The sequence below is a fragment of the Paenarthrobacter sp. NEAU-H11 genome (assembly GCF_050573415.1).
GTDB lineage: Bacteria > Actinomycetota > Actinomycetes > Actinomycetales > Micrococcaceae > Arthrobacter.
The window spans coordinates 99,972-125,109 of sequence record NZ_JBNZGA010000001.1 but is presented as its reverse complement, the minus strand read 5'-3'; the positions used below and the strand labels follow the sequence as shown (position 1 = coordinate 125,109).

The window sequence follows — 25,138 nt, the reverse complement described above, 5'->3', positions numbered from 1 at the left end:
ACCGGCTGGCCGCTGGCTGACCGCGGGCCGGCAGCCAGGGTGCCCGGCGGAAAAGTACGACGGCGGCCGGTTCCGGGCGGCGCGGCGGCAGCGTCCGGCGTCGAACGTGGCCCCGCTCGAACGGCTAAGATGGTTCGCATGACTAGCATGACGGACCCTCTCGAGAACGACCCGATGCGCGAGCTTTCCGGGGCTGGATCGTCCACAGCCACCATTGAGCGCGAGGAACTGCGCCAGGAAGTGGAACCCGGGGACCGGGAGCGCTTTTCGCACTATGTGCGCAAGGAAAAGATCATGGAGTCCGCGCTGACCGGGGAGCCCGTCATCGCCCTGTGCGGCAAGGTCTGGACGCCGGGCCGGGACCCGCAGAAATTCCCGGTGTGCCCGATGTGCAAAGAGGTCTATGACGGCCTCCGCCCGGGCAACGACGGCGGCAAGGGTCCCGGAGGGGACTCGGGCAACAACAAATAGTGACGGAGACGCTCTTTGGCGGCCCCACCCTGCCTCCGGCTTATCCGGAACGCGCAGCCTGGGGAACCGCCCCGAAACTCCGTGCCTGGCAGCAGGAAGCGCTTGACCTATACCTGAGCAACAGCCCCCGTGATTTCCTCGCGGTAGCTACCCCGGGCGCCGGCAAGACCACCTTTGCCCTCCGGGTGGCTTCCACGCTCATCGACTCCGGCGCCGTGAACCGGGTGACCATCGTGGCGCCCACGGACCACCTGAAGCGGCAGTGGGCGGATGCGGCGGCCAGGGTGGGAATCGCCATCGACCCCAACTTCAAGAACTCCGACGGCCAGCACGGCCGCGGCTTCATCGGGGTGGCCGTCACGTATGCCCAGGTGGCCAGCAAGCCGCTGCTGCACCGTGCCAAGACCGAGGCCGCCCGCACCCTGGTGATCCTGGACGAGATCCACCACGGCGGCGAGGCCCTGTCCTGGGGCGACGGCCTGCGCGAGGCGTTCGACCCCGCAGTGCGGCGCCTCTCCCTGACCGGTACGCCGTTCCGCTCGGACACCTCGCCCATCCCGTTCGTCGAGTATGCCGAGGACCGGGACGGGATCCGCCGCTCCAAGGCCGACTACACCTACGGCTACGGCAACGCCCTGCGGGACCACGTTGTCCGCCCGGTGATGTTTATGGCCTATTCGGGGCAGATGCGCTGGCGGACCAGTGCCGGTGAAGAGATGGCGGCGTCGCTGGGGGAGGCCGCGGTGACCAAGGACATCACGTCACACGCCTGGCGTACCGCCCTAAACCCCGCAGGCGAGTGGATTCCGGCTGTCCTGGCCGGTGCGGACAAGCGCCTCAGCGAGGTCCGGCGGACCGTCCCCGACGCCGGCGGCCTGGTGATTGCCACTGACCACGAGGACGCGCGCGCGTACGCCGGGCAGCTCAAGAGGATCACGGGGGAGTCGCCCACGGTCATCCTTTCCGACGACGCCAAGGCATCCAGCAAGATCGAGGAATTCACCGCCAGCGAGAAACGCTGGATGGTGGCGGTCCGGATGGTGTCCGAAGGCGTTGACGTGCCCCGGCTTTCCGTGGGCGTGTACGCCACATCGACTTCAACGCCGCTGTTCTTCGCCCAGGCTGTGGGGCGTTTCGTGCGTGCCCGCAAACGCGGGGAAACGGCGTCGGTCTTCCTGCCCTCGGTGCCGCAGCTGATGGCCCTGGCCAACTCCATGGAGGCGGAGCGGGACCATGCCCTGGACCGCCCCGAGAAGGAAGACGGGGACGGCCTGTTCAATCCCGAGGACTCGCTGATGGCCGAGGCCAACCGCGAGGACAAGGCGTCGGACAGCCTGACCAAGGGCAAGTTCGAGGCCCTGGATTCACAGGCGTCCTTTGACCGTGTGCTGTTCGACGGCGGCGAGTTCGGCACGGGCGGCGAAGTGGGGTCCGACGACGAGATGGACTTCCTGGGTATTCCCGGGCTGCTGGACGCGGAGCAGGTGGGCACGCTGCTGCGGCAGCGCCAGCATGAGCAGCTGAACCGCAAGAATCGGAAGGCTCCTGCGGCGGCCGAAACCCCGGCGCCGGCCGTCCCGGACCACCGGATGCTGATGGACCTCCGGAACGAGCTGGCCAAGAACGTGGCCGCCTGGTCTGCCCGCACGGGGACCCCCCACGGCGTGGTGCACACCAAGCTGCGGACGGTGTGCGGCGGACCGCCCGTTGCCCAGGCAAACGAGGAGCAGCTGCAGTCGCGTCTGCGGAAGCTCCAGGACTGGTTCATCGGCCGGAAGTAGCGGCCGAAGCCGCCAGGGACACTCAGGCGACGTCTACCCCGCCGAGTTCCATTTCGGCCACCGCGTCCTCCAGGTCCTCCGCGATCCCCGCGGTCAGGGACCGGAGGACGGTGACCGAGTAGCCTGCCTGGACGGCGTCCAGGGCGGTGGCCATGACGCAGTAGTCGGTGGCGATTCCCACCACCACAACGTCCTCGACGTCGTGGCTTTGCAGCCAGTCATCCAGCCCGATAGCGTCCTCGTCGGGGGCGAATTTTTCCTCGCCTGCCGGTCCGGGCAGGGCCCCGGGCCGGCGTTCCCCGGTGGGCACTGCGTCTTCAGGGGCCAGCAGGCCCTCGAAGCCGGAGTAGGCAGCGGCGAACTGGCCTTTCTGGAAATACGCCTGGATGTATTCGGTGTCGAGGTCCGGATGGAGTTCGGCGCCCCGGGTCCCGGCCACGCAGTGCGGCGGCCAGCTGTCCTTGAAGTCCGGTGTGTCGGAGAAGTGGGCGCCCGGGTCGATGTGCCAGTCCTGGGTGGCCACGATGTGGTCGAACTCGCCGTGGTGGGCGTCCACGTATTCGCTGATGGCGCCGGCAACGTCCGCACCGCCGGATACGGCGAGCGAGCCGCCTTCACAGAAATCGTTCTGGACGTCGACGATGATCAGTGCGCGGGACATCAGTCCTCCTCAGTTGTCTTCATAGAGAGTCGGGATGGCGGCTTCACCGCGCTGCAGGCGGTTAACCACCGGGGGGAGTTCCGCCATGGAATCAGCATGGCGCTGGCGTGCGCGAAGCACCCCTTCATGGCCGGTCCAGCCCGGCATCACCTCGCCGTTCTTCATGAACTGCTGGAGCAGCGGGCGGTCATTGCCGTCATCCTCGGGCCGGTGCCCCACGCCCACCACTTCGGCAGTGGCGATGCCGCGTTCATCCAGCTTGCGCAGCGCGTATTTGCGGCCGCCCACACTGGCCTTGTTCTTGGCCGCCTTGGCGACGGAGACGAAGTTTCCGTCATCGTCCGTGCGGCTGACCAGTTTGTAGACCATGCTGGCGGTGGGTGCGCCCGAGCCGGTGACCAGCGAGGTGCCCACCCCGTAGGAATCGACCGGGGCGGACTGCAGGGCCGCAATGGCGTACTCGTCGAGGTCGGACGTGACCACGATCTTGGTGTTCTCGTTGCCGAGGTCGTCCAGCAGGCGGCGCACCCACTGGGCCTGCGCAACCAGGTCCCCGGAATCCAGGCGGACCGCTCCCAGCCGGGGACCGGCAAGGTCCACTGCCGTGCGGACGGCCGCTTCGACGTCGTACGTGTCCACCAGCAGGGACGTATGGTGCCCGAGGGACGCAATCTGCGCCTCGAACGCGTCGCGTTCGGTGTCGTGCAGGAGGGTGAAGGAGTGGGCGGCGGTGCCCACCGTCTTGATCCCGTAGCGGATGCCGGCCTCAAGGTTGGAGGTGCTGTCGAACCCGGCAATGATGGCCGCCCTGGCGGAGGCGGTGGCCGCTTCCTCGTGGGTGCGCCGGGAGCCCATCTCGATGCAGGGCCGGCCTCCGGCGGCACTGACCATGCGGGACGCGGCAGAGGCGATGGCGCTGTCGTGGTTCAGCACGGACAGCAGGTAGGTCTCCAGCATGCAGGCTTCGGCGAAGGTGGCTTCGACGATCAGGATGGGGGAATTGGGAAAGTACGCTTCACCCTCCGGGTAGCCCCAGATATCCCCGGAGAAACGGTAGGAGGCCAGGTATTCGAGGGTCTGGGCATTGACTACCTTGGTGCGCTCCAGGAACTCCAGCTCCGCTTCCCCGAAACGGAAGTTGGCGATGCCCTCAAGCAGCCGTCCGGTGCCGGCCACGATCCCATAGCGCCGGCCGTCCGGCAGGCGGCGGGCGAACGCCTCGAACACCGATTTGCGGTGCGCGGCCCCCGAGTGGAGCGACGCCTGCAGCATGGTCAGCTCGTAGTGGTCGGTGTAGAAAGACGTGCGGGGATGGTCCCAGCCGGCGGAGGTACTCACGAAAGTTACTCTAGTCCCCACCGGCTCCCGCGTCTCGCTCCGCTTCGCCGCGGGGCCCTCGCCGGTGTGGGCCCACCCACCGGCTCCCGCGTCTCGCTCCGCTTCGCCGCGGGGCCCTCGCCGGTGTGGGCCCACCCACCGGCTCCCGCGTCTCGCTCCGCTTCGCCGCGGGGCCGGGCCCATCATCCCCATAGAATGGATAGATGACCATAAGCGTTGCGCCCGGCCCCGATACACGGGAGGGCACCCGGACCGGAACAGCGGAATCCACCGATTCCCTGACGGCACCGGACATCCCCTGGAACCTGGTGATCTGGAACGATCCCGTCAACCTCATGAGTTATGTGAGCTACGTTTTCCAGAGCTACTTCGGCTACTCGGAGAGCAAGGCGAACAAGCTCATGATGGAGGTCCACAAGAAGGGCCGGTCCATTGTTGCCTCCGGCAGCAAGGAGCAGGTGGAGCGCCACGCGGTGGCGATGCACGGTTTTGGCCTGTGGGCGACGGTGGAGAAGGCCAGCGGCGGGAACGGCGGCAGCACCCGCAAATCCGGCGGACCGGGCCAGGGCAAGGGGAAACGTGGCTAAGGCATTCAAGTACGGACTCAAGGGCATTACCGGCTATCTTGAGCCTGCGGAGCGGGACCTGCTGCGCAGCCTGATCAGTGACGTCATTTCCATGCTGCAGCCGGAGGAACGGACGGGGCAGGATCCGCTGGCCGCCCTGATCGGCCTGGACATGGACGTCGCCGAGCCTTCGGACCGCGCCGTTAAGCGCCTCCTTCCCAACGTCATGAAGGACGACGCCGGCGCGTCCCTTGAGTTCCGCCAGCTCACCGAGCGGTCGCTGCGGGAGACAAAGATCGGCGCCCTCCAGGCGGCCGCCCTGGACCTGGACAAGGACGAGATTGTGCTGACGCCCGAAGGGGCGAAGCACTGGTCCATGGCGCTGAACGACGTCCGGCTTGTCCTGGCCGAGCGGCTGGACATCCAGGATGAGGAGGATGCCGAACATGTCCACCTCATGCAGGACTGGTCTCAGGCGGAGGACGTGGAAAGCTACCTGGCGCTGGTCTACAACTTCGCCACCTGGCTCCAGGAATCACTGGTCCAGGCCATGCTGCAGTCCTTGGACGCCCGCCGATGAGCGGCGCAGGCCGGTCTCCGTCCCCGTGCTGTGACACACCAGACATGAGCTGCTGGCCACAAGATCACCGCCGGGGCTGCAGGGAAGCCCTATCCTCGAATAATCATGAGTAGAGCCTCGAGCATTGATCCGCCGGCAGGCGCTGCAGCCGGGTCCGCCGCAAGCGACATCCCTGCCGCCGCCGTGGAGTCACGGCCCATCGGTGTCTTTGACTCCGGCGTGGGCGGCCTGACGGTGGCACGGTCCATCATCGACCAGCTGCCCAATGAGTCCATCCTCTACGTGGGGGACACGGCGCACGGGCCCTATGGCCCCCTGCCCATCGCGGAGGTGCGGGCAAACGCCCTCGGTGTGATGGACGAACTCGTGGACTCCGGCGTCAAGCTGCTCACCATCGCCTGCAACTCGGCGTCGGCCGCTGTCCTGCGGGACGCCCGGGAGCGCTACACGGCCAAGTACGGCATCCCGGTCATCGAGGTCATCCAGCCGGCGGTGCGGCGTGCCGTTGCCGCTACCCGCAGCGGACGGGTCGGCGTGATCGGCACCTCCGCCACGGTAGGGTCCCGGGCCTACGAGGACACGTTTGCCGCGGCTCCCGACCTGGCGATCACCTCGGTGGCGTGCCCTGAGTTCGTCAGCTATGTGGAGGCCGGCGTCACCACCGGACCGGCCCTTCTTGCTGTTGCCGAGGAGTACCTTGCACCCCTCAAGGCGGCCGGCGTGGACACGGTGGTCCTGGGCTGCACGCACTACCCGCTGCTCACGGGGGTCATCTCCTACGTCATGGGAGCGGACGTGACCCTCGTGTCCAGCGCCGAAGAGACCGCCAAGGACGTCTACCGCGCCCTGGCCACCCACGGTCTCCAGCGCACGGACGCCACGCCCCCGGAGCACCACTTTGTGGCCACCGGCGATGCCGGCCAGTTCGAGGCCCTGGCCAGGCGGTTCCTTGGCCCGGAAGTGCTCTCCGTCCGGCACGTGGACCATGTGTCCGCGCAGTACCCCACCGGCAGCCTTGCCCGGATCACCCCCGAGATGATCGCTGCCGCCCAGGGCGCCGCCGCCCGTCCGCGGATCTCCAACTTCGTTGGGACGTCAGTGACCGGGGGGCCGGGCCAGTGAAGCTCACCATCGTCGGCTGTACCGGTTCCTTCCCCGGCCCCGGATCGCCCGCATCCTGCTACCTCCTGACCGCGAACGACGGCGAGCGGACCTGGAAAGTGGTCATGGACCTGGGCAGCGGGGCACTGGGTGCCATCCAGCGGTACACGGACCTCGAGGACATCGACGCGATCTTCCTGACCCACCTGCACCCCGACCACTGCATGGACCTCTGCGGCCTGCACGTGGCCGTCCGCTGGAAGCCCGGCGGCTGGGGCCGGGGACGGATTCCGGTCTGGGGACCGGCCGCCACTGCAGACCGGATGGCCACCGCGTACGGGCTGCCGCTGGACCCTGGCATGCATGAGGAATTCGACTTCACCAACTGGGCCGAACGCCAGCCGGTCACCGTGGGTCCCTTCACTGTGACCCCCTTTGCCGTGAACCACCCCGTGGAGGAGGCCTACGCCCTGCGGGTGGAAGTGGTGGAACCGGACAAGGAGGGAAACACCGTCTCCCGGACCCTGACGTACTCCGGTGATACCGATTCCTGCGCCGGGCTTGAGGAAGCCGCGAAGGACGCAGACCTCTTCCTGTGCGAAGCTGCATTCGAGGAAGGCCGCGACGACGGAATCAAGGACGTCCACCTCACCGGCAAGCGTGCGGGGGAGGCCGCCGCGGCGGCGGGGGCACGCCGGCTCCTGCTGACGCACATTCCGGTATGGACGTCCCAGACCACCGTGATGGCCGAGGCCCGGCCGGTGTTCGGCGGCGATGTTGCGGTAGCGGTTGCCGGCGTCCACTACACCATCTAGGCCCCGAAACAGGGCCAGGCGTCGGCAGCACCTGCAGTGGATAAGCTAAAGGCATGACTTCTGAAGCAACTGCAGTGCCCATCGTGCGCGCCGACGGCCGCGCTCCCGACCAGCTCCGGCCCATCAGCATCACGCGCGGATGGTCTTCCCAGGCCGAAGGATCGGCCCTGATCGAGTTCGGCAACACCCGGGTCCTGTGCACCGCCTCCCTGACCGCGGGCGTCCCGCGCTGGCTCAAGGGTGAGGGCCGCGGCTGGGTCACCGCCGAGTACGCCATGCTGCCGAGGGCCACCAACACCCGCTCCGACCGCGAATCGGTCAAGGGCAAGATCGGCGGCCGCACCCACGAGATCTCACGGCTGATCGGCCGTTCGCTCCGCTCGATCATCGACACCAAGGCCCTCGGTGAGAACACCATCGTGCTGGACTGCGACGTCCTCCAGGCCGACGGCGGAACCCGCACGGCAGCCATCACCGGCGCCTACGTTGCGCTCGCTGATTCCATCCGCTTCGCCCGGGACAACAAGCTGATCGCAAAGAACGCCCAGCCCCTCATCGACACCATCGCCGCGGTGTCCGTGGGCATCATCGACGGCGTTCCCATGCTGGACCTGCCGTACGTGGAGGACGTCCGGGCCGAAACGGACATGAACGTGGTGGTCACCGGGTCCGGCAAGTTCGTGGAGGTGCAGGGCACGGCTGAGGGCGCACCCTTTGACAGGGCAGAACTGGACCAGCTCCTGGACCTTGCCCTGCTGGGCACCACGCAGCTCGCGGCCATCCAGCGCGAAACCCTGGCAGACACGCTGTGAGCGCGGCCGCCGCCGCCCCGTGGCAAGGTGCTGCCCCCCGCCTGGTCCTCGCCACGCACAACAAGGGCAAACTCCGGGAACTGCGTGAGCTGCTGCGGGGACAGGTGCCCGGGCTCGACGTCGACACGCAGGTGGTGGACGCGGCGGCTGCAGGTGCCCCGGACGTCGTCGAAACAGGCGTGACGTTCGCCGAGAATTCGCTGCTCAAGGCTCGCGCTGTCGCCGAGGCCACCGGCCTGGTGGCCATCGCCGACGACTCCGGCCTCGCCGTGGACGTCATGGGCGGAGCACCCGGGATTTTCTCAGCCCGGTGGGCCGGCAGCCATGGCGACGACGCCGCCAATCTCCGGCTCCTGCTCAGCCAGCTCTCGGACGTTCCGGACCACCATCGGGGCGCCGCCTTCGTCTGCGCGGCGGCCCTCGCGGTCCCGGACGCGGACGGCACCCCCGGACGCGAGGTAGTGGAATACGGGCAACTCGAAGGGATCCTGCTGCGCGAGCCGCGGGGGAACGGCGGCTTCGGCTACGATCCGGTACTCCAGCCCGCGGGGGAGGACCGCAGCTGTGCCGAGCTGTCCGCCGAGGAAAAGAACGCCATCAGCCACCGGGGCAAGGCGTTCCGCGCGCTGCTGCCCGCCATCGTCGAGGCCCTGCAGGCGCCAAAGTCCTGACGCCCGCCGGTGGACGGCTCGCTGGGCAAACAAAAAAGGTGTGCACCCCGCCGAAGCGGGGGCACACCTTTTGCGTAGGATCCCTGGCCGGCTTCCTAGGGCAGGCGCGGCGTCTTCTGCTCGTCCTCGGGGGCGTGCTCTTCGATGAACTCGTCCACCGGATCGGTGCCGTAGGCCTTCGCCTGCCGCTTGGCGGAGATGCCGCGGAGGACCTCCACGCCGATGGGGAGGACCGAAACCAGGACGATGGCGATGAAGATGATGTCCAGGTTCTCGCGGACCCACGGCACGCGGTCACCCAGCAGGTAGCCCAGGAGCGTCACGCCGCCGCCCCAGAGCACTGCACCGATGACGTTGAAGAGGAAGAACTTCTTTTTGCTCATCTGGGCCACGCCCACGATGACGGGAACGAAAGTCCTGATGATGGGGACGAAACGGGCCAGGATCAGTGCCTTACCGCCGTGCTTTTCGAAGAACGCGTGTGCGTTTTCCACGTTCTCGCGCTTGAAGAGGCGTGAGTTTGGCTTGTTGAAGATGGCGGGGCCGGCCTTTGAACCGATGAGGTAGCCGGTCTGGTTTCCCACGATGGCCGAGATGATGATCAGCAGCGCGAACAGCAGCACGTTGAACTTGATGGTGTCCGTGGCCACCAGCAGTCCGGCGGTGAACAGCATGGAATCACCCGGCAGGAAGAAGCCAACCAGCAGGCCGGTTTCCGCGAAGACGATTCCGCAGACCAGCAGGACCACCCAAGGTGCCAGGGCGGGATCGGCCAGGAAGACCTGGGGGTTCAGCCAGTCGGGCAGGAAGGAGGCCAGCTGGGGCTGCACCGGTCCTGCCCCGCCCAGCATGGACACGGCGAGGTCATTCATCACAGGAAAGTTCACCTCTCAAGGGTACTTGACAGAGCTGTGCCTGCACGGAGGGGCGGCATCCCGGCGGTAAGGTGGGGGCCGTGGGTTTGGACTTTACGGCGATCGACTTTGAAACTGCGAACGGCTTTCGGGGCTCTCCCTGCGCAGTGGGCCTGACCAAGGTCAGGGGCGGCCGGATCGTCGAGGAAGCTTCGTGGCTCATGCGGCCGCCGCAGGACCACGACCACTTTGACTACCACAACGTCCGGATCCACGGCATCCGGGCCGAGGACGTGGCCGGCAAGCCCCGCTTCGGGGACCTCTTCCCCGAGATCGGGGCCTTCATCGGCGACGACATCCTCGCGGCGCACAATGCTGCCTTCGACCTGGGCGTGATCCGTTCCGGCCTGGAGGTCTCGGGCCTGCCGGGGCCCGCTTACGACTATGTCTGCACCGTGATGCTCTCCCGGCGGTGCTATTCCCTGGTGTCCAACTCCCTGCCGTTCGCCGCGGAGGAAGCCGGCGTTCCCCTGGTGAACCATCACGACGCCGCCGAGGACGCACGGGCGTGCGCGGGGATCCTGATCGACATAGCCCGCAGGAACCAGGCCAACAGCATCGCCGAACTCTACCTCTCCCTGGGACTGGTGATGCCCCGGCAACAGGCTTTCCACCCCGCGACGGATGCGCTCTCCAAGCCGAGCCTGGCCGCCCTCACGGCTGCGTCCGGCAGCACTGCTGCGCCGCTCCGGTCCTTCCAGGCGGGCTGGCCGGAGGAGGGCGCCAACCCGCTGCCCAACCCCGACGCCGAGCCCGGCCATCCCCTGTACGGGCAGACCGTCGTCTTCACCGGGCAGCTGTCCATGGGGCGCCCGGAGGCGAAAAGGCGCTCTGCGGACGTCGGCGCCCGTCCCGAAAGCCGGGTAACCGGACGCACCACGGTCCTGGTGGTGGGCGACGGCTTTGTCGCCGCAGACCTTCGGTCCGGCAGGCTGACGGGCAAGGCCCGCCGGGTCCTGGAACTCCATGAGCGGGGGCAGGCCATCGAGGTGCTCTCCGAAGGGGAGTTCCTGCAGATGGTGGGCGGTTTCGCGGCCGCGGGCATCGCCTGAGGTGCCCGCCGGTTCATCCGGCGCAACAAACCTTGGTTGCGGGACAGACCGCTCCTAGCCTTGGCTCATGAGTTCCGTGTTCGCCTTCCCGAATCCCGTCAATGAGTACGCCGCACGCGTGACCGCGGGCCTGGTTGTGCTGCTCGCGGTTGTGACGGCAGCGAGCGGCTCAGTGTGGGGCCTGCTGGCCATCGCCGTCGGGTTCTGGCTGCGCGTGCTGTTCGGGCCGAGGGTTTCGCCGCTGGCGCTCTTGTCCGTGAAGGTCATCACGCCGCGGCTGGGACGGGTGAAGCTGGTCCCTGGACCGCCAAAGCGCTTCGCGCAGGGGATTGGGGCCGCAGTGTCCACCACCGCCCTGGTCCTGTTCGTGGCCGGGGCAGCGCCCGCAGCATGGGCAGCACTGGGCATCCTGGTCGTCGCGGCGTCACTTGAGGCTTTTGCAGGCTTTTGCCTGGGGTGCGTGATCTTCGGGTTCCTGCAGCGGAACGGACTGATTCCGGAGGACGTCTGCGAGGCGTGCAACAACATCAGCCTTCGGCGGTCGTAACCCTCACCAGCAGATCGGCCATGCCGCGGACCGCCTCGGGCGCTTCCAGCGATCCGAGCCAGTCTGCGGGCAGGCACTCCTCGCCGTAGAAGGCCCCCAGGATATTCCCGGCCAGCGAACCGGTGGAATCGCTGTTCCCGCCGTGGTTCACCGCCAATGCCAGCGCCGTCCGGAAGTGCCGGACGGGCAGCGTGCCTGCGCCGGCGTCGTCCGTGCCCTGGTTGTCCCCGCCCGTACCGCCTGTGCCTGGCGCAGTGGCAAGCACCGCGTAAAGCGCGACGGCGAGTGCTTCCGCCGCGGTCCGGCCTTCACCCAGTGCCTCCGTGAGTTCCTCCGGGCTGACTACGCCCTCGCCCGCGAGCCGGAGGGCGGATTCCAGGCGGTCGGGCAGTTCCGGTGCCACCTCGTTGAGCGAACGGGAGCGGGCGGCCACTGCGGCAGCCGCCTCGTGGAGCCCTTCGCCCGTGACGAGCCGGTGGATCAGCAGGCTGAAGATTCCGGCACTCTGGCGCGCCGCCGGGTGCCCGTGCGTCAGGGAGGCGGCGTCTGCACTCAGCTTATAGACGGAGTCGGGCGTGATGTGCGGGACCAGCCCGAACGGCGCCGACCGCACCACCGTTCCGCAGCCCTTCGACACCGGATTTACCGGGCGGAAGACAGTCCCCATCTCACCCGTGGCCAGCCCGGAGATGGACGCCTTGTCCGGACGCCGGCGCTCGTGGAGCACTGCCTGGCGGTCGATCCACCGCGGCTGGGGTGCGGGGGCCGCCGCAGGGGCAGACTCTCCCTGCGTGGCCAGCCACCGGAGGTACGCGAGCCACAGGCAGGCGTTGACGTCCGCGCCAACCCCGGAATTCGCCCACTCAAGTGCCTCCACCAGTCCGTCAACCGTGTAAAGGGTCAGCTGGGTCTCGTCCGAAAAGGGGCTCCCGGACAGCTCATGGAAACCGGTAAGGCCGTGCCCGCCGAACCGGCGCCGGATCTCCTCCATCGAGTCCGTGCCGACGGCATAGCCCAGGGCATCGCCCAACGCGCCGCCCAGCAGGCAGCCGTGGATGCGTGATCTCAGTGCGGGCGCGGACGGGCCGGGTTCAATGCTCATGCTGCAAATTTACCGCGGCAGCGGCCGGCTTCCTGACGGGTGCCGGCCATCGCCGTCCGGGTCAACGCGCGGGCGCGGCAAACGCCCGGAAGCAGCTGGAATAATGGAGGGGTTGCCCGGCGGCCGCACCGCCATCTCCTGCCTACCAAAGGGTCCACCATGAGCACCCCCGCCCTTGACCATCACGACGCCTTGCTGCCCCGCGGTCCGGAGGCCTCACGCCCCGGACTGCTGCCCAGGCTGGGGGCCGAGGCCTTCGGCACGCTGTTCATCGTGGTGGCCGGCCTCGGTGTTCCGCTGTTCACCATCCCGGACTCCAGCCCCCTCCCTGCGGCGCTTGCAGCCGGCCTGGCCGTGACCGCCGCGATGCTCGCCTTCTCGCACGTTTCGGGCGGCCACTTCAACCCGGCCATCACCGTGGGGCACCTCCTGGCCGGACGGATCCGGGCCGGCGCCGCTGCCGCCTATGCCGGTGCCCAGCTGGCCGGTGGACTGGCCGGTGCCCTCGCCCTCTTCGGAATCCTGCGCACCCTCCCGGGGATTGCGGACAGCCGCACCGCTTTCGACACCGTCACGGCCGGCTTTGGCGAACACTCCATCATCCAGGCGCCGCTCGCTGCGGTGCTGCTCCTTGAAATGCTCGGCGCCGCAATCGTTGTTGCGGTCTTCCTGGGGACGTCCGGCAGGGACAACTCGCAGGACGGCGGCGGCCGGTCCGCCGCTGCCGTGGCGATCGGCCTGTCCTTTGCGGTCCTCCTGCAGCTGGGCCAGTCGGTGGGCAACCTGCCGTTTAATCCTGCCCGCGCAGTCTCGTCCGCCCTTTTCAGCTCGGGCTGGGCTGCCGGGCAGCTGTGGGTTTTCCTGGCTGCCCCGGTGGTGGGCGCTGCCCTTGCGGGACTGGTGTTCCGGAGCTTCGGAGCGGCCGCTGGCGGACGCCGGCCGGCTGTCAGCGCGGTCCCCGGGACGCAGGGCGCAGACGTGTCCCCGCCCGCAGTGCCCGCCGTTTCCGGTGCGGACGGACGCCCCGATCCACGCACGGACAAGCCCGGGCCGGGGACCAGCGAAGCCCAGGACTTCTTTGAAGGAACGCGGGGCTGATCCCGGTGCCCGCGGCGGTTGCCTTCGCTGTCAGTGGCAGCCGATAGCTTAGGAACATGCGGTTACTACACACTTCGGACTGGCATTTGGGCCGGTCTTTCCACGGCGTCGGGATGCTGGACGCCCAGCGCGCCTTCGTTGACCAGCTGGTCGGTGCCGTCCAGCAGCACGGCGTGGACGTTGTCCTGGTGGCGGGGGACGTCTATGACCGCGCCCTTCCCGGTGTGGACGTGGTACGCCTGCTTGACGAGGCCCTGGTGCGCCTGACCGCTGCCGGCGCCAAGGTGGTGCTGACCAGCGGCAACCATGATTCCGCCATCCGCCTGGGCTTTGCGTCCCGGCTCCTGGAACGCGGGGGAGTGCACCTCCGCACCAGGATCGAGGACCTGGACGAACCGCTGCTGCTGCCGCTGGGGGACGCGGCTGCCGGGGAAGGTGGCAAGGCCGTGCTGGCCATCTACGGCATTCCGTGGCTCGAACCCCGGCTCGTCGCCGAACAACTCGGTGCGGACACCCCCAGCCACTTTGAAGTTACCCGGGCCGCAACAGGGATGATCCGCGAGGACATCAAGCGGCGTTCAGCGTCGGCCACCGTTCATTCCGTGGTCCTGGCCCACACCTTCGCCAGCGGGGGGATCAGCTCGGACAGTGAGCGGGACCTCAGCATCGGCGGCGTCGGGGCCGTACCGCTGGACCTCTTCGAGGGCTTCAGCTACGCCGCACTGGGGCACCTGCACGGACGCCAAACCCTGTCGCCCCAGGTGAGGTATTCGGGCTCGCCGCTCGCTTACTCCTTTTCGGAAGCCACCCACCAGAAAGGCGGCTGGCTCGTGGACCTCGGCGCGGACGGAGTCACCTCAGTGCGGGAAGTCCTGTGGCCGGCGCCGCGCGCACTGGCCGTGCTGCGCGGGCCCCTGGCGGAGCTGCTGGAATCGCCCGCGCACCAGTGGGCCGAAACCGCCTACTGCCAGGTCACCCTGACCGACGCCCAGCGGCCCGCCCGAGCCATGGAGCGGCTCCGTTCCCGGTTCCCGGACACCCTGGTCCTTGGTTTCGATCCGGAGGGCGGAGCCCAGGCCGCCGCCTCAAGCTACAGCAGCAGGCTGGCCGAGGCGCCGGACGACCTCGCGGTGTGCTGCGGCTTCCTGGAACATGTGCGCGGCAGGGAACCCGATGCGGCCGAAAAAGCCGCGGTGGCTGCTGCCCTGGAGAACGTCCGGCTCCTGGAGGCTTCACGATGAGGATCCACCGCCTCCTGATCTCCGCGTTCGGGCCCTTTGCCGGTACCGAGGAGATTGACTTCGACAGGCTCAGCGCCCATGGCCTTTTCCTGCTCAACGGCCCAACAGGCGCAGGAAAGACCAGCGTCCTGGATGCCATCTGCTTTGCCCTGTACGGCTCCGTTCCCGGGGCCCGCCAGGACGGAAAAAGGCTCCGCAGCGACCATGCGGAACCGGCGCAGGAGCCTGCCGTCACCTGTGAGTTCTCGGCCCAGGGCCGCCGCTTCGAAGTGACGCGGTCCCCGGCCTGGGACAAGCCGAGCGCCCGGGGGAAGAACGGCTTCACCACGCAGCAGGCCAAGACGCTGCTGCGTGAACGCGTCAGCGGAACCTGGACGGAAAAGTCCGCCCGCAATGATGAGGCCGGCGCAGAGATTCTGGCCCTGCTTGGCATGGACCGGGAGCAGTTCACCCGCGTGGTGATGCTGCCCCAGGGCGACTTCGCCGCTTTCCTCCGTTCCAAGGCCACCGACCGGCTGGAACTTCTGCAGAAGCTTTTTGGTACCGAACGGTTCGAATCGGTGGAGCAGGAACTGGCCCGCCAGGCGCAGGCAGCCAAGGAGGAAGTCTCCCTCCTCGCCGGCCAGCTCGAAATCCTGGCGGCGCGGGCGGAGTCGGAGACGGCCCCCCTGGGATTGGACGTGGCCGGCGCTCCATCCCCGGATGATGCGGTGGCCCGGCTCGAATGGCTTGAAAGCGCGGTAAACGGGCGCCTGGCGGAACTCACGGGCCAAGCGGAACGGGCGGAAGCCGCAAGCACCGAATGCAGGGACGCCGTGGAAGCGGAAGCAGCGCGCGGGGAGCGGCGCCGCAAACTCGATTCCGCCGCGGCCCGGAAAGCGGCCGTGGACCAGGGGGCGCAGTTGCTGGAGGAACAGCTCCTCCGGCTGGCCCGGCACCGGAAAGCCGAGGTCCTGCACGGGCAGCTGCTGAACGTTGATGCAGGTGCCGCGAAGGTCCGGCGGGCCGCTACTGCCGTGGAGTCCGCCTTTACGCTGCTCAGCATGGCCGCAGGGGAAGACCCCGAGCTGGCCCAACTGGAGTTGGGAATTGGCGCGGTCCCGCCTGCGGACGGGGCAGGAGCCGCTGCCGGCTGCGCCGCCGAACTGGGGCGCCTGCGTTCGCTCCTTGCCGTCGTGGAGGCCCGGGTGCCGGACGAGGACAGGCTGCTGGGCCTCCGGAAGCGCCACAGCGGGCTGGTGAAAAAGCAGGAAGAACTCGCCGCCGTCCTCGTGCAGGCGGGCAGCCGCTCCGAAGAACTCCAGGCCGAGCGGCGCCGCCTCCAGGACGGGCTGCAGGATCTCGAGCAGCGAGCGGGTGCCGAGGCCCTGCGGCGGAAGGAAGCCGCGGCCGCGGAGGAGCTGCTCGACGTCGTCAGGCGCTATGGCGGGGCCGTTGTTGTCCGGGACCAGGTCAAAGTCCGGTACGACGGGTTCCGGGACAGCCAGCTGGAAGCAAAACGCCACTGGCTGGACCTCAGGGAAGAGCGGCTCGCAAACGCTGCTGCTGAGCTGGCAGCCAAGCTGGTCCCTGGGGAGCACTGTGCCGTCTGTGGCAGCACCGATCATCCCGCCCCCGCCGCAGGCGGTCCGGGTGGTCCAGGGCTCGCGCAGGAGGAGGAGGAAGCGCGGCGTGTCCACGAGGCGGCGGAGGCCGCCTGTGCCGTGGTTGCCCATGAACTGGCAGAAGCCAGCCAATTGGTGGCCGTCCTGGCGGGCCAGGGCGGGGAAACAGCCGCGGAAGAGGCCGAAAACGGCGCGGTCCGCGCGCGCCTGGCAGCTGCCGAGGCAGAGGCCGCGGTCAAGGAACTCAGCGCTGTCCGGTTGCGGCTCGAGAAGCTTGAGGCCGCTGTTGAAGCAGCACAAAAATCGAGGACGGACGCAGAAGCCGAGCTTGCCCGGACTGTGGCCTCGCTGGCCGATGTGACCGAACAGTCCGCCGCCCTTGACCAGGCACTGGCCGGGCTCAGGGGAAGCCACCGGAGCCTGGCCCAGCGGTTGCGCGCGCTGGAAAACGCAGTGGCAGTCCTCAATAAGGCGGTTGAAGCACAGGCCCAGCTGGAACAGGCGGAGGCCCAGGCCACCGAGGCGCGGGAGCAGCTGGAACAGGCTCTTCCTGCCGCCGGCTTCGCAACCGCCGGCGAGGCCCGGGAACAGCTGCTTGAGGCCGCCGAGGCAACAGCCCTCCAGGCCAGCGTACGGGCCGCCCAGGACGAGCAGGCAAAGGTAGCGGAACTGTTCGTTTCCGCGGATGTTGTGCTGGCACTGGAAGAAAAGTCGGCCGGTTACGAAGTGGACCCGGCGCGGCTTGCGGCGCTCCGGGAAGCTGCGGCCACCGCCGTGCAGGAAGCCCGGGACGCGGACCTTGCTGCCGGCATGGCGTCCAGGTGCCTGGCCTCGCTCCGGGGTATCCGGGCCGAGTACAGCGATCTGGCAGGATCGGCGCGGCAGCCTGCCGAGCGGGCACAGATGCTCGCGGGCCTGGCGGATGCCGCAGCAGGCCGGGGCGAGAACACATACCGGATGAGCCTGAACAGCTATGTCCTGGCCGCCCGCCTGGAGCAGGTGGCCCTGGCGGCCTCGGAGCGGCTGGTGGCTATGAGCGATGGCCGGTACCTGCTCCAGCACACTGATGCCAAGGCCGCGCGCGGCGCAAAGTCGGGGCTTGGCCTGGAGGTAGTGGACCAGTGGACCGGGTTCCGCCGGGACACCTCCACGCTGTCCGGAGGCGAGTCGTTCATGGCCTCCCTGTCCCTGGCGCTCGGGTTGGCGGACGTGGTCCAGCAGGAGGCCGGCGGAGTGGAGATCGAGACCCTGTTCGTGGACGAAGGGTTCGGCAGCCTGGATGAGCAGTCCCTCGAACAGGTGATGGACGCCCTTGAAGGCCTCCGGGACGGCGGCCGCGTGGTGGGGCTTGTCAGCCACGTGGCAGAGATGAAGCAGCGGATCGGCGCCCAGCTCCAGGTACTGAAAGGCCGGAACGGATCGACGCTGCGGATCTCCGACGCGGTGGATGCTCCTTTGTGACCGCGCCGGCCGTCTCGGCAGCCGGATATAATTGGACAGTTACCGGGTTGCGCGCATCGGGAGGAGGGACGGTGTGCACAACATGAACGAGCCCGGAATTGACTTCATCCACCTCACCTGACAGCCCGCAAGTAACTGTCCCTGCCGGCCAGCCGTCGCCTTTCCCTGCACCCGTCCACGTCCCTGAGCCGCCTGGCGCCGCCAACCAGCCAGCTGCCAACCCGACGTCCGCCAACCCGGCTCTCGGCGGCAGCCGCTTCGCCCGGCTGCCCCATCTTGCCGGCCGCAGCTTTATTCCGCTGGGGCTGTTTGCGCGGCTTCCGCTGGCCATGCTGACAGTCGGGACACTCACGCTGGTTACGTCAGCCAGCGGTTCCTACGCACTGGGCGGGACGGCTGCCGGTGCGGTCGGGATCGGTTCGGCATTGGGCGCTCCGGCCTTGGGAGCCTTGGCCGACCGGCGCGGACAACGTCCCGTGCTGTTGATCGCGTCCCTCCTTAATACCGCGGCAGTGGTGGCCCTGATGCTTGCGGTGTGGGCCATGGGGGAGTTCGGCGGTGTCACTGCGGCGGTGCTGGCGTCCGCCTTCGTGTCCGGTGCAAGCTGTCCGCAGGTCGGACCGCTGGCCAGGGTGCGGTGGATGGCCCTGGCCTCACGGGGGCCGGCCGCGGACAGGGCGAAGGACCTGCACACTGCCCTTTCCTACGAAAGCACCGCGGACGAAGTGACTTTTGTCCTTGGGCCGGCCCTGGTGGGAATCCTGGCCAGCCTGCTGGCGCCCTGGCTGCCCCTTGCCCTTGCGGCCGCCATGACCATCACCTTCGTTCCGGCCTTCGCCGTGCACCGCACCCATCGTGCCGTTCCGGTCATCAGGGCTGCTCCGGCGGGCAGCGCGGCCCGGACCGCCGCGGACCGGCGTTCGCAGGGTGCAGGAACCGCTGCCGGGCGCCTCCCGGCAGCGGTGGCCCTGCCGGTGCTTGCCATGGTGTGCATGGGAACGTTCTTTGGCTCGACGCAGGCCGCCCTGAGCTCGTTTTCGGGATTGTTTGGAGGCTCGGAGGTTGCCGGCCTGCTGTACGCCTCGATGGGCCTGAGCTCGGCCGCGGCGGCATTGTCGGTTGCCTACTGGCCGCAGGCCTTCAGCCTGTCCGGGCGGTGGGCGCTTTGCGCCGGGCTGATGGCCGCGCTGGCCCTGCTCCTGCTGCTGCCGTCCTCGATGCCCGGGATGGTGGCGGCGCTGCTGGTCCTGGGCCTCCCGGTGGGGCCGGTCATGGTCACGGTCTTTGGCGTCGGCGGTGCCGTCGCTCCGGCGGGCCGGCTCGGCACCGTAATGACGGCGCTGGCCAGCGGCATCGTGGCCGGCACTGCCCTTGGCTCGTCCTTGGGCGGCCAGCTGGCCGAACTGCACGGTTACGCAGCGGCGTTTGTTGTCCCGGTCTGTGCCGCAGCGGTCCTGGCACTCCTAGGTGCCGCGTCCGGCGTTGTTCTTCGCCGCAGGCCCTAAGCCAGTTGCCGCTCGATCCTGGCGGCGCTCTCCACCAGAGCCGCGCCCACCGTCGCGGGGTCATGGGATGAGCGGATATAGACGACGGCGAGGGCGGCCGGGCGGCTGCCGGGTACCCGGACGGGCGCAGCCAGGGACGATACGCCGGCGATGACCTCGTCGTGGCTGGCCGAGTATCCGGCGCGGCGGGCCTCGGCGGCCTCGGGGCGGTAGGGGATTCCCGTGGCCAGCCGGTCCCATTCGGCCTCGGTGAGCGCCGACTGGATGGCGATGCCCGGGGCGCCGGCGTTGACGGGATGGCGGGTGCCGGGGTGCTGGGCCACAGTGGCGCCCGAGTGCCTGGGTTCCACCGTGAGCAGGGTGATGCAGTCGTGGTGGTCCCACACGGCCACGAACGCCGTCATATCCAGGGTATTGGCGAGTTGCGTCAGCTCCGGAAGGGCTGCCGCCTGCAGGTTGCGCGAAACCCCGCGTGCCAGGACAGCCAGCCCCGGCCCCGGCTGGACCCGCCCGGCGTCGTCCCGCACCAGCAGCGAGTGGTCCTCCAGGGTCCGGAGGATGCGGTATGCCACCGACCGGTGCACGCCCATCGCGTCCGCCAGTTCCGCAATGGTCAGCGGGCCGGGCGCTGCCGCGAGGATCTCCAGGGCGCGGATTCCCCGGGACAGGGTTTGCGACGCGGACGCCTGGGCCGGCGCTGCTCCGGCCGGCGCTGCAGCGGTGGGATTCATGGTGACCATCCTAGGTGGCAGGTTCCGGCAGGGGGTGCCGGGGATCCGGCCAGGCGCGCGGTGTCCTCAATTCGAAAGGGCAATTCAAATATAGAACTGGGTGATCGCGGAGCCCAAACGTCAGGTCGGCTTTCCTGCAGGTTCCCGCAGTTCAACAGGCTGCGCATAAAAGTTTGCGCGGGCCGTGTTGTGCCTCACATTTTCGTAGTACCCTACTAACTAACTGACCGTTCTGTCGGTAATCCTGATGGCGTCCCGGCAGCGCTGCTGCCTTGAACAATGGAGTTTCAATGACCACACCTTCCAAGGTGGACACACTCGCCGGTCCCAGCACCCGGCGGGAGGAACGCAAGGTCCTCGCCGGCACCCTCGTCGGAACCACCATCGAGTGGTACGACTTCTTCATTTTTGCCCAGTTGACCGCAACGCTGCTGTCGCCGCTGTTCCTGGCACCGCTGAACCAGTCCAACCCCGGGCTGGCACAGATCCTCTCATTCGCCCTGATCGGCATCAGCTTCCTCTTCCGGCCCCTCGGCGCCGTGGTGGCCGGCCACCTGGGCGACCGCCTGGGCCGCAAGGCGATGCTGGTCTTCACCCTGGTGATGATGGGTGCAGCCACCGCCCTGATCGGCATGCTGCCCACCTACGCCCAGATCGGCGCCTGGGCACCTGTGCTGCTGATCACGCTCCGCATCATCCAGGGCTTCTCAGCCGGCGGCGAGTGGGGCGGGGCGGCGTTGATGGCCGTTGAACACGCGCCCCTGAACAAGCGCGGCCTCTTCGGTGCCTACCCGCAGATCGGCGTGCCCATCGGCATGATCCTGGCCACCGGCCTGCTCTTCTTCCTCAACACCAGCATGTCCAAGGAGGACTTCGCGGCCTGGGGCTGGCGCGTGCCGTTCCTGCTCTCCATTGTCCTTATCGTGGTGGGGTACCTGATCCGGCGGGCGGTGGCCGAAAGCCCCGTCTTCCGGGAGATGGCTGCCCGGAAGCAGGAAAGCAAGGCCCCGCTGGGCGAGCTGGTCCGCAGCCACAAGAAGCCGGTCCTGTACTCCACCATGATCTTCATCGGGAACAATGCGGCCGGCTACCTGCTGATTGCCTTCTTCATCGCCTACGCCACTAGGACCTTGAAGATGCCTACCGCGGAGGTGCTGCTGGCCACCACCCTGGCCTCCTTCGGCTGGCTGATCTTCACCCTTGCAGGCGGCTGGCTCTCGGACCGCATCGGCCGGGTCAAGACCTTCCTGACGGGCTACGCCATCATCTTTGCCTGGATGATCCCGATGTTCGCCCTCATCGACACGAAGAACATCTGGTTCTACGGCCTGGCGCTGTTTGTCCTCACCATCGGGCTTGGGCTGTCCTACGGGCCCATGTCAGCCATGTACGCCGAGATGTTCCCCGCGAATGTGCGGTACTCCGGGATTTCCATCGGCTACGCTTTCGGCGCCATCCTGGGCGGGGCATTCGCGGCGACCATCGCTGAAACGCTGCTGCAGTCCACCAAGTGGACCGGGTCCATTGGCATCTACATCATGGTCCTGTGCGTCATCTCCGCCATTGGTGTGGTTCTGGCCAAGGAAACCAAGGGGCGGCCACTCGGCGTCAGCCACCACTAATCCCACCACCGCCCAGTGCAGGACGACGGCGGGCCGGACCATGGCGGTCCGGCCCGCTTCGCCGTCTGGGCCGCCTGTGCCGTGCCGGTTCGTCTCCTTTGCCATACTGCGAAAGGACATGGCCTGCGGTGTTACTGCTCCAGGATGCTGATCGCATCGTCGTCGGACAACTGCTCAAAGTGCCGGTAGAAACTGCCGACCGCGCGGAACTTTCCGGGCAGGTGCAGGCACAGGACGGCGTCGCATGCGCGCTCCACGGAGGCCTCTGCCTCAATGGAGCCGACCGGGGCAGCCGCCACGACGGTTGCCGCACCGCCGTCGCGCACTGCTTCCACTGCTGCGCGCATGGTGGCTCCCGTCGCCAGGCCGTCATCGACCAGGAGGACGGTCTTTCCGGCGAGGTCGAGGTCCACGCCCGGATAGAGCTCCGCGCGGCGGAGCAGCTCGGCGCGTTCCCGCTGCTCCACGGCGTCGAGCCATTCCTGGCGGACGCCGTGTTCAAGGACGCGGTCCAGCAGGGGCTTGTTGACCAGCCGGACGGTTCGGCCGTGGACCCAGGCCAAGGCGCCGTAGGCTGTTTCTTCATGGCCGGGAATTCCGAGCTTCCGGACCAGGACGGTTCCGAGTGGAAGATGGAGGGCCTTTGCCACCGCGGCTGCCACGGGGATTCCCCCGCGGGCCAAGCCAAGCACAAGGGTGTCGGGCCGCTCCCGGAACTGCGGAAGGATGGCCGCAAGGCGTTCGCCGGCGTCCGTACGGTCTTCGAAGAACGTGCGCATCAGTCCCTCCGCGAAAAGGCTAGACGGCCAGGAAGGAAATGGCAGCCTGCTTGAAGGCCCTGCTCGTCACAGCGTTCGTATGGTTCCTGCCGGGCAGGATAAGCTGCTCGGCCATGGAACCGGCCTTCCGCGCCAGTTCTTCAAGCTGCGGCAGGCTGGCGGCCCGTTCGTCCATTTCCCCCGCCACCAGGAGCATCGGCACGTGGGGAACTGCCTCTGCGGGGTCGTACGGCTCGGCCTTGATGGCCTCCACAAGGGAGAGCAGCGCGAAGATGTTGTTGCTGGGCAGCAGGAGTGCCATCTTGAGCAGCCGGGCCGTGGACTCGTCGGCGATGGGTGTGCCGTCGGCAAGGTAATCCTGCGCGGCGCGAAGGTCGAACTCGGCCAGCGGATCAGAAATGTTGGGGCCGCCAAGGACAAGGCGGTGGGTGATTTCCGGCTGGGTGGCGCCGAATTCCCAGGCGAGCCTGGAGCCCAGCGAGTAGCCCACAATGTCGAGGCCGCTGGAAGGGTCACCCTCCTGCAAAGGCCGCACGCCGGCGTCGAACGCTGTTTGAAGCAGGTCTGCGCGGATCCTGCTGGGGGAGTAGGAGTCCCGGTCCTCCGGGGCGCCGCTGCGGCCGTGGCCGGGCAGGTCCACCGTGATGACCCGCCGGCCGGCGTCCAGCAGCGCGGCCACCCACCCGGTGTCCTCCCAGTTGAGCTTGCTGGAGGAGGAGAATCCGTGCACCAGCAGGACCGGGCGGAACCCGGCATCAACCGCAGGATCATGCACCGCCACGTAGAGTTGCGGGTCCGTGCCTTCCACGGTGTGCGTGTGCTGTTGGCCGGTGTGCCTGCCGCTCATGGTGTCAGTCCTCATCAAGTACGGCGCCCAGGCGGACCCGGCGCTTCGGAACCTCGTGCTACTGGTTTTACTCTACCTGCCGGCCGCCCGGCTGTTTCCCCTCACCGGCGGCAGCCCCCGGCCCCAACTAGGTAGCGGCCCGTGTGGGGTGGGCGGGGGCAAAAGACACGATGCGCCGCCAAGGTGGGGCGGGCCACCCCCCGCCCCCACCTTGGCCGCGCCAAGTGTCGTTTCGGCGGCTCAAAACGACACTTGGCGCTACCTAGTTGGGGCGGCGGGTCCGGGCGGTGAGCCGGGCGCCCGCCGCGCAGGCCAGGGCAATCGCGGCGACAAGGGCAAAGGTGCTGACGAGCTGGAGGCGGCTCTCTTCCGCGCTGAACCCCACAGCGAAAATGACGGCCAGCAGGACAAGTCCCAGGATGGTCAGCCCGGGGAAACCCTTCATCCGGAGGGGCAGCGGAATTCCTGCCCGGTCCGCCCGCCGCCGCAGGATCAGCTGCGAGACGAGGGCGCTTCCCCAGACCACCAGGCAGGTGGAGCCCACCAGCTGGAACAGGGCCGGAAGGATCCGTTCGGGGAACAGCAGCTCCAGGACGGTGGCGATGAAACCGAAGGCGACCGATACCCCCACCGCGAGCATGGGGACGTTGGCGCCGCCCAGGCGGGTGAGGATGCGGGGCGCTGCGGAGCGCTGTGCGAGGGAGTAGGCCATCCGGGACGCCCCGTAGAGATTGGCGTTCAGTGCGGAGAGGAGTGCGACGACGGCCACCAGGGTGATCGCCGTTCCGGCGCCGGGGATTCGCGCCGCGTCCAGCACGCCCGCGAAGGGTGAGGCGAGGCTTTCCGAGGTGGCCGGAAGGACGGCGGCGATGACGAACACGGAGCCGATGTAGAACACCAGGATGCGCCAGACAACAGTGCGGATGGCCTTGGCCACGCTCCGCTCCGGATCCTGTGTTTCGGCCGCGGCAACGGACACAATCTCCGTCCCGCCGAACGCGAAGATGACCACGAAGAGTGCGGACGCAATGCCGCCCAGGCCCTGCGGCGCAAAGTCGCCGGTGATATTGGACAGTCCGGGTGATGTGACGGGCAGCAGGCTCAGGAGGAGGGCGGCACCCACGGCCAGGAACAGCACGATCGCGGCAACTTTGAGGATGGCGAACCAGAACTCGAACTCGCCGAAGTTCCGGACCCCCGCGAGGTTGATGCCGGTAAAAACCACCATGAACACCAGTGCCAGCGCCCACACTGGAATGACCGGCCAGACGGAGAAGAGGAGTGCGGCTGCCCCCAGCGCTTCGGCGGCGATCACCACCACGAGCTGGAGCCACCAGAGCCAGCCGATCGTGGCGCCGGCCGTCTTCCCCAAAGCGCGTTCCGCGTAAACGGAGAAGGCGCCGCTGTTGGGGTTCGCGGCAGCCATTTCGCCCAGGGCCCACATGACCAGGATGATCAGGGTGCCGGCCACGAGGTAGGAAATGAGGACGGCGGGGCCGGCCGCCTGCACTCCCGCGCCCGAGCCCAGGAACAGGCCGGCGCCGATGGCGCTGCCGAGCCCCATCATGGTCAGCTGCCGGGGCTTCATGCTGTGGGGAGGATGCGCGGGCTTTCCGGTGGGCCGGGTTGTGGTGGACTTCATCGTCATGTGCCGTGAACCTTCTTGGGGTTTGGATGGTGCCGCCTTGTGGGACCTCTTGAATTTACCGTTTACGGTCTCGCAGCGGAATTTGATGCCCCGGGCGGCGGGAACCCCGGGACGGCAAACTTCCGAAATAGTTGGCGTTTATGGAGCGGCAGGCCGTAGAATTAGTTTTGGTCAAAATGACCATAACTCGG

The 25,138-nt window shown here is 68.1% G+C and carries 23 protein-coding genes; 15 read left to right on the top strand and 8 right to left on the bottom strand.

Annotated features, from left to right (window positions below; genetic code table 11):
• Positions 1-129: 129 nt before the first annotated feature.
• Entirely contained in the window at positions 130-471 is a 342-nt protein-coding gene (locus ACQ3DC_RS00575) for a DUF3039 domain-containing protein (RefSeq protein ID WP_139029610.1), read from the top strand.
• Positions 471-2,252, top strand: coding sequence for a DEAD/DEAH box helicase (locus ACQ3DC_RS00570; protein WP_321213843.1), 1,782 nt, complete (start codon positions 471-473; stop codon positions 2,250-2,252). The genes ACQ3DC_RS00575 and ACQ3DC_RS00570 overlap by 1 nt, the downstream gene beginning before the upstream one ends.
• Before the next feature lie 22 nt (positions 2,253-2,274).
• On the opposite strand, the gene ACQ3DC_RS00565 is transcribed toward ACQ3DC_RS00570, so the two are convergent.
• Together ACQ3DC_RS00565 and ACQ3DC_RS00560 are read right to left on the bottom strand one after the other, a co-directional pair.
• Complete coding sequence (locus ACQ3DC_RS00565; protein WP_157241847.1) at positions 2,275-2,913, bottom strand: isochorismatase family protein; 639 nt, start codon at positions 2,911-2,913, stop codon at positions 2,275-2,277.
• A 9-nt stretch (positions 2,914-2,922) separates the two neighbouring features.
• Entirely contained in the window at positions 2,923-4,251 is a 1,329-nt protein-coding gene (locus tag ACQ3DC_RS00560) for a nicotinate phosphoribosyltransferase (RefSeq protein WP_321213842.1), read from the bottom strand.
• A 203-nt stretch (positions 4,252-4,454) separates the two neighbouring features.
• Here ACQ3DC_RS00560 and clpS point away from each other — a divergent pair, with 203 nt between their 5' ends.
• The 6 genes from clpS to rdgB all read left to right on the top strand — a co-directional run bounded on the left by clpS (position 4,455) and on the right by rdgB (position 8,796).
• Positions 4,455-4,838, top strand: coding sequence for an ATP-dependent Clp protease adapter ClpS (gene clpS / locus ACQ3DC_RS00555; RefSeq protein ID WP_157241848.1), 384 nt, complete (start codon positions 4,455-4,457; stop codon positions 4,836-4,838).
• Positions 4,831-5,397: a DUF2017 domain-containing protein gene (locus tag ACQ3DC_RS00550; protein WP_321213841.1), complete on the top strand. Its 567-nt coding sequence runs from the start codon at positions 4,831-4,833 to the stop codon at positions 5,395-5,397. The genes clpS and ACQ3DC_RS00550 overlap by 8 nt, the downstream gene beginning before the upstream one ends.
• A 105-nt stretch (positions 5,398-5,502) precedes the next feature.
• A complete protein-coding gene (gene murI, locus ACQ3DC_RS00545; protein ID WP_321213840.1) occupies positions 5,503-6,519 on the top strand; it encodes a glutamate racemase in 1,017 nt (338 codons plus the stop codon).
• Positions 6,516-7,313 (top strand): MBL fold metallo-hydrolase, encoded by a 798-nt coding sequence (locus ACQ3DC_RS00540; protein WP_321213839.1) that lies wholly within the window; start codon positions 6,516-6,518, stop codon positions 7,311-7,313. Before murI ends, ACQ3DC_RS00540 begins: the two co-directional genes overlap by 4 nt.
• A gap of 53 nt (positions 7,314-7,366) precedes the next feature.
• Positions 7,367-8,125 (top strand): ribonuclease PH, encoded by a 759-nt coding sequence (gene rph / locus ACQ3DC_RS00535; RefSeq protein WP_157241850.1) that lies wholly within the window; start codon positions 7,367-7,369, stop codon positions 8,123-8,125.
• Positions 8,122-8,796: an RdgB/HAM1 family non-canonical purine NTP pyrophosphatase gene (rdgB, locus tag ACQ3DC_RS00530; protein ID WP_321213838.1), complete on the top strand. Its 675-nt coding sequence runs from the start codon at positions 8,122-8,124 to the stop codon at positions 8,794-8,796. Before rph ends, rdgB begins: the two co-directional genes overlap by 4 nt.
• Before the next feature lie 95 nt (positions 8,797-8,891).
• Here the strand turns inward: rdgB and ACQ3DC_RS00525 are convergent, their stop codons facing one another.
• Positions 8,892-9,668 (bottom strand): VTT domain-containing protein, encoded by a 777-nt coding sequence (locus ACQ3DC_RS00525; RefSeq protein ID WP_157243098.1) that lies wholly within the window; start codon positions 9,666-9,668, stop codon positions 8,892-8,894.
• Positions 9,669-9,751: 83 nt separating this feature from the next.
• Here ACQ3DC_RS00525 and ACQ3DC_RS00520 point away from each other — a divergent pair, with 83 nt between their 5' ends.
• Together ACQ3DC_RS00520 and ACQ3DC_RS00515 are read left to right on the top strand one after the other, a co-directional pair.
• Positions 9,752-10,762 carry an exonuclease domain-containing protein gene (locus tag ACQ3DC_RS00520; RefSeq protein WP_430751310.1) on the top strand — a complete coding sequence of 337 codons (1,011 nt, stop codon included), beginning with the start codon at positions 9,752-9,754 and terminating at the stop codon, positions 10,760-10,762.
• Positions 10,763-10,829: 67 nt separating this feature from the next.
• Positions 10,830-11,309, top strand: a complete 480-nt coding sequence (locus ACQ3DC_RS00515) for a DUF4395 domain-containing protein (protein ID WP_157241851.1) — start codon at positions 10,830-10,832, stop codon at positions 11,307-11,309.
• Here the strand turns inward: ACQ3DC_RS00515 and ACQ3DC_RS00510 are convergent.
• The gene (locus ACQ3DC_RS00510; protein ID WP_430751309.1) at positions 11,290-12,411 is read right to left on the bottom strand and encodes an ADP-ribosylglycohydrolase family protein; all 1,122 of its coding nucleotides are present in this window, start codon (positions 12,409-12,411) and stop codon (positions 11,290-11,292) included. The two genes, ACQ3DC_RS00515 and ACQ3DC_RS00510, sit on opposite strands and share 20 nt — an antisense overlap.
• A 159-nt stretch (positions 12,412-12,570) precedes the next feature.
• Between ACQ3DC_RS00510 and ACQ3DC_RS00505 the strand changes: the two genes are divergently transcribed.
• The 4 genes from ACQ3DC_RS00505 (at position 12,571) to ACQ3DC_RS00490 (ending at position 19,320) form a co-directional block, all read left to right on the top strand.
• Entirely contained in the window at positions 12,571-13,509 is a 939-nt protein-coding gene (locus tag ACQ3DC_RS00505; protein WP_430751308.1) for an aquaporin, read from the top strand.
• A gap of 56 nt (positions 13,510-13,565) precedes the next feature.
• Positions 13,566-14,750 (top strand): exonuclease SbcCD subunit D, encoded by a 1,185-nt coding sequence (locus tag ACQ3DC_RS00500; protein WP_430751307.1) that lies wholly within the window; start codon positions 13,566-13,568, stop codon positions 14,748-14,750.
• Positions 14,747-17,815, top strand: coding sequence for an AAA family ATPase (locus tag ACQ3DC_RS00495; protein WP_430751306.1), 3,069 nt, complete (start codon positions 14,747-14,749; stop codon positions 17,813-17,815). The genes ACQ3DC_RS00500 and ACQ3DC_RS00495 overlap by 4 nt, the downstream gene beginning before the upstream one ends.
• Before the next feature lie 98 nt (positions 17,816-17,913).
• Positions 17,914-19,320: an MFS transporter gene (locus tag ACQ3DC_RS00490; RefSeq protein WP_416235541.1), complete on the top strand. Its 1,407-nt coding sequence runs from the start codon at positions 17,914-17,916 to the stop codon at positions 19,318-19,320.
• On the opposite strand, the gene ACQ3DC_RS00485 is transcribed toward ACQ3DC_RS00490, so the two are convergent.
• Entirely contained in the window at positions 19,317-20,051 is a 735-nt protein-coding gene (locus ACQ3DC_RS00485) for an IclR family transcriptional regulator (RefSeq protein WP_197432489.1), read from the bottom strand. The two genes, ACQ3DC_RS00490 and ACQ3DC_RS00485, sit on opposite strands and share 4 nt — an antisense overlap.
• Before the next feature lie 290 nt (positions 20,052-20,341).
• On the opposite strand from ACQ3DC_RS00485, the gene ACQ3DC_RS00480 reads away from it, so the two are divergent.
• Positions 20,342-21,673, top strand: a complete 1,332-nt coding sequence (locus ACQ3DC_RS00480) for an MFS transporter (protein ID WP_157241858.1) — start codon at positions 20,342-20,344, stop codon at positions 21,671-21,673.
• A gap of 131 nt (positions 21,674-21,804) precedes the next feature.
• On the opposite strand, the gene ACQ3DC_RS00475 is transcribed toward ACQ3DC_RS00480, so the two are convergent.
• The 3 genes from ACQ3DC_RS00475 to ACQ3DC_RS00465 form a co-directional block, all read right to left on the bottom strand.
• On the bottom strand, positions 21,805-22,452 hold the full coding sequence (locus tag ACQ3DC_RS00475) for a phosphoribosyltransferase (protein WP_157241859.1): 648 nt from the start codon (positions 22,450-22,452) through the stop codon (positions 21,805-21,807).
• 19 nt (positions 22,453-22,471) lie between these two features.
• Complete coding sequence (locus ACQ3DC_RS00470; RefSeq protein ID WP_323056538.1) at positions 22,472-23,299, bottom strand: alpha/beta fold hydrolase; 828 nt, start codon at positions 23,297-23,299, stop codon at positions 22,472-22,474.
• A 262-nt stretch (positions 23,300-23,561) separates the two neighbouring features.
• Entirely contained in the window at positions 23,562-24,947 is a 1,386-nt protein-coding gene (locus ACQ3DC_RS00465) for an amino acid permease (RefSeq protein WP_430751305.1), read from the bottom strand.
• Between the last annotated feature and the right edge of the window lie 191 nt (positions 24,948-25,138).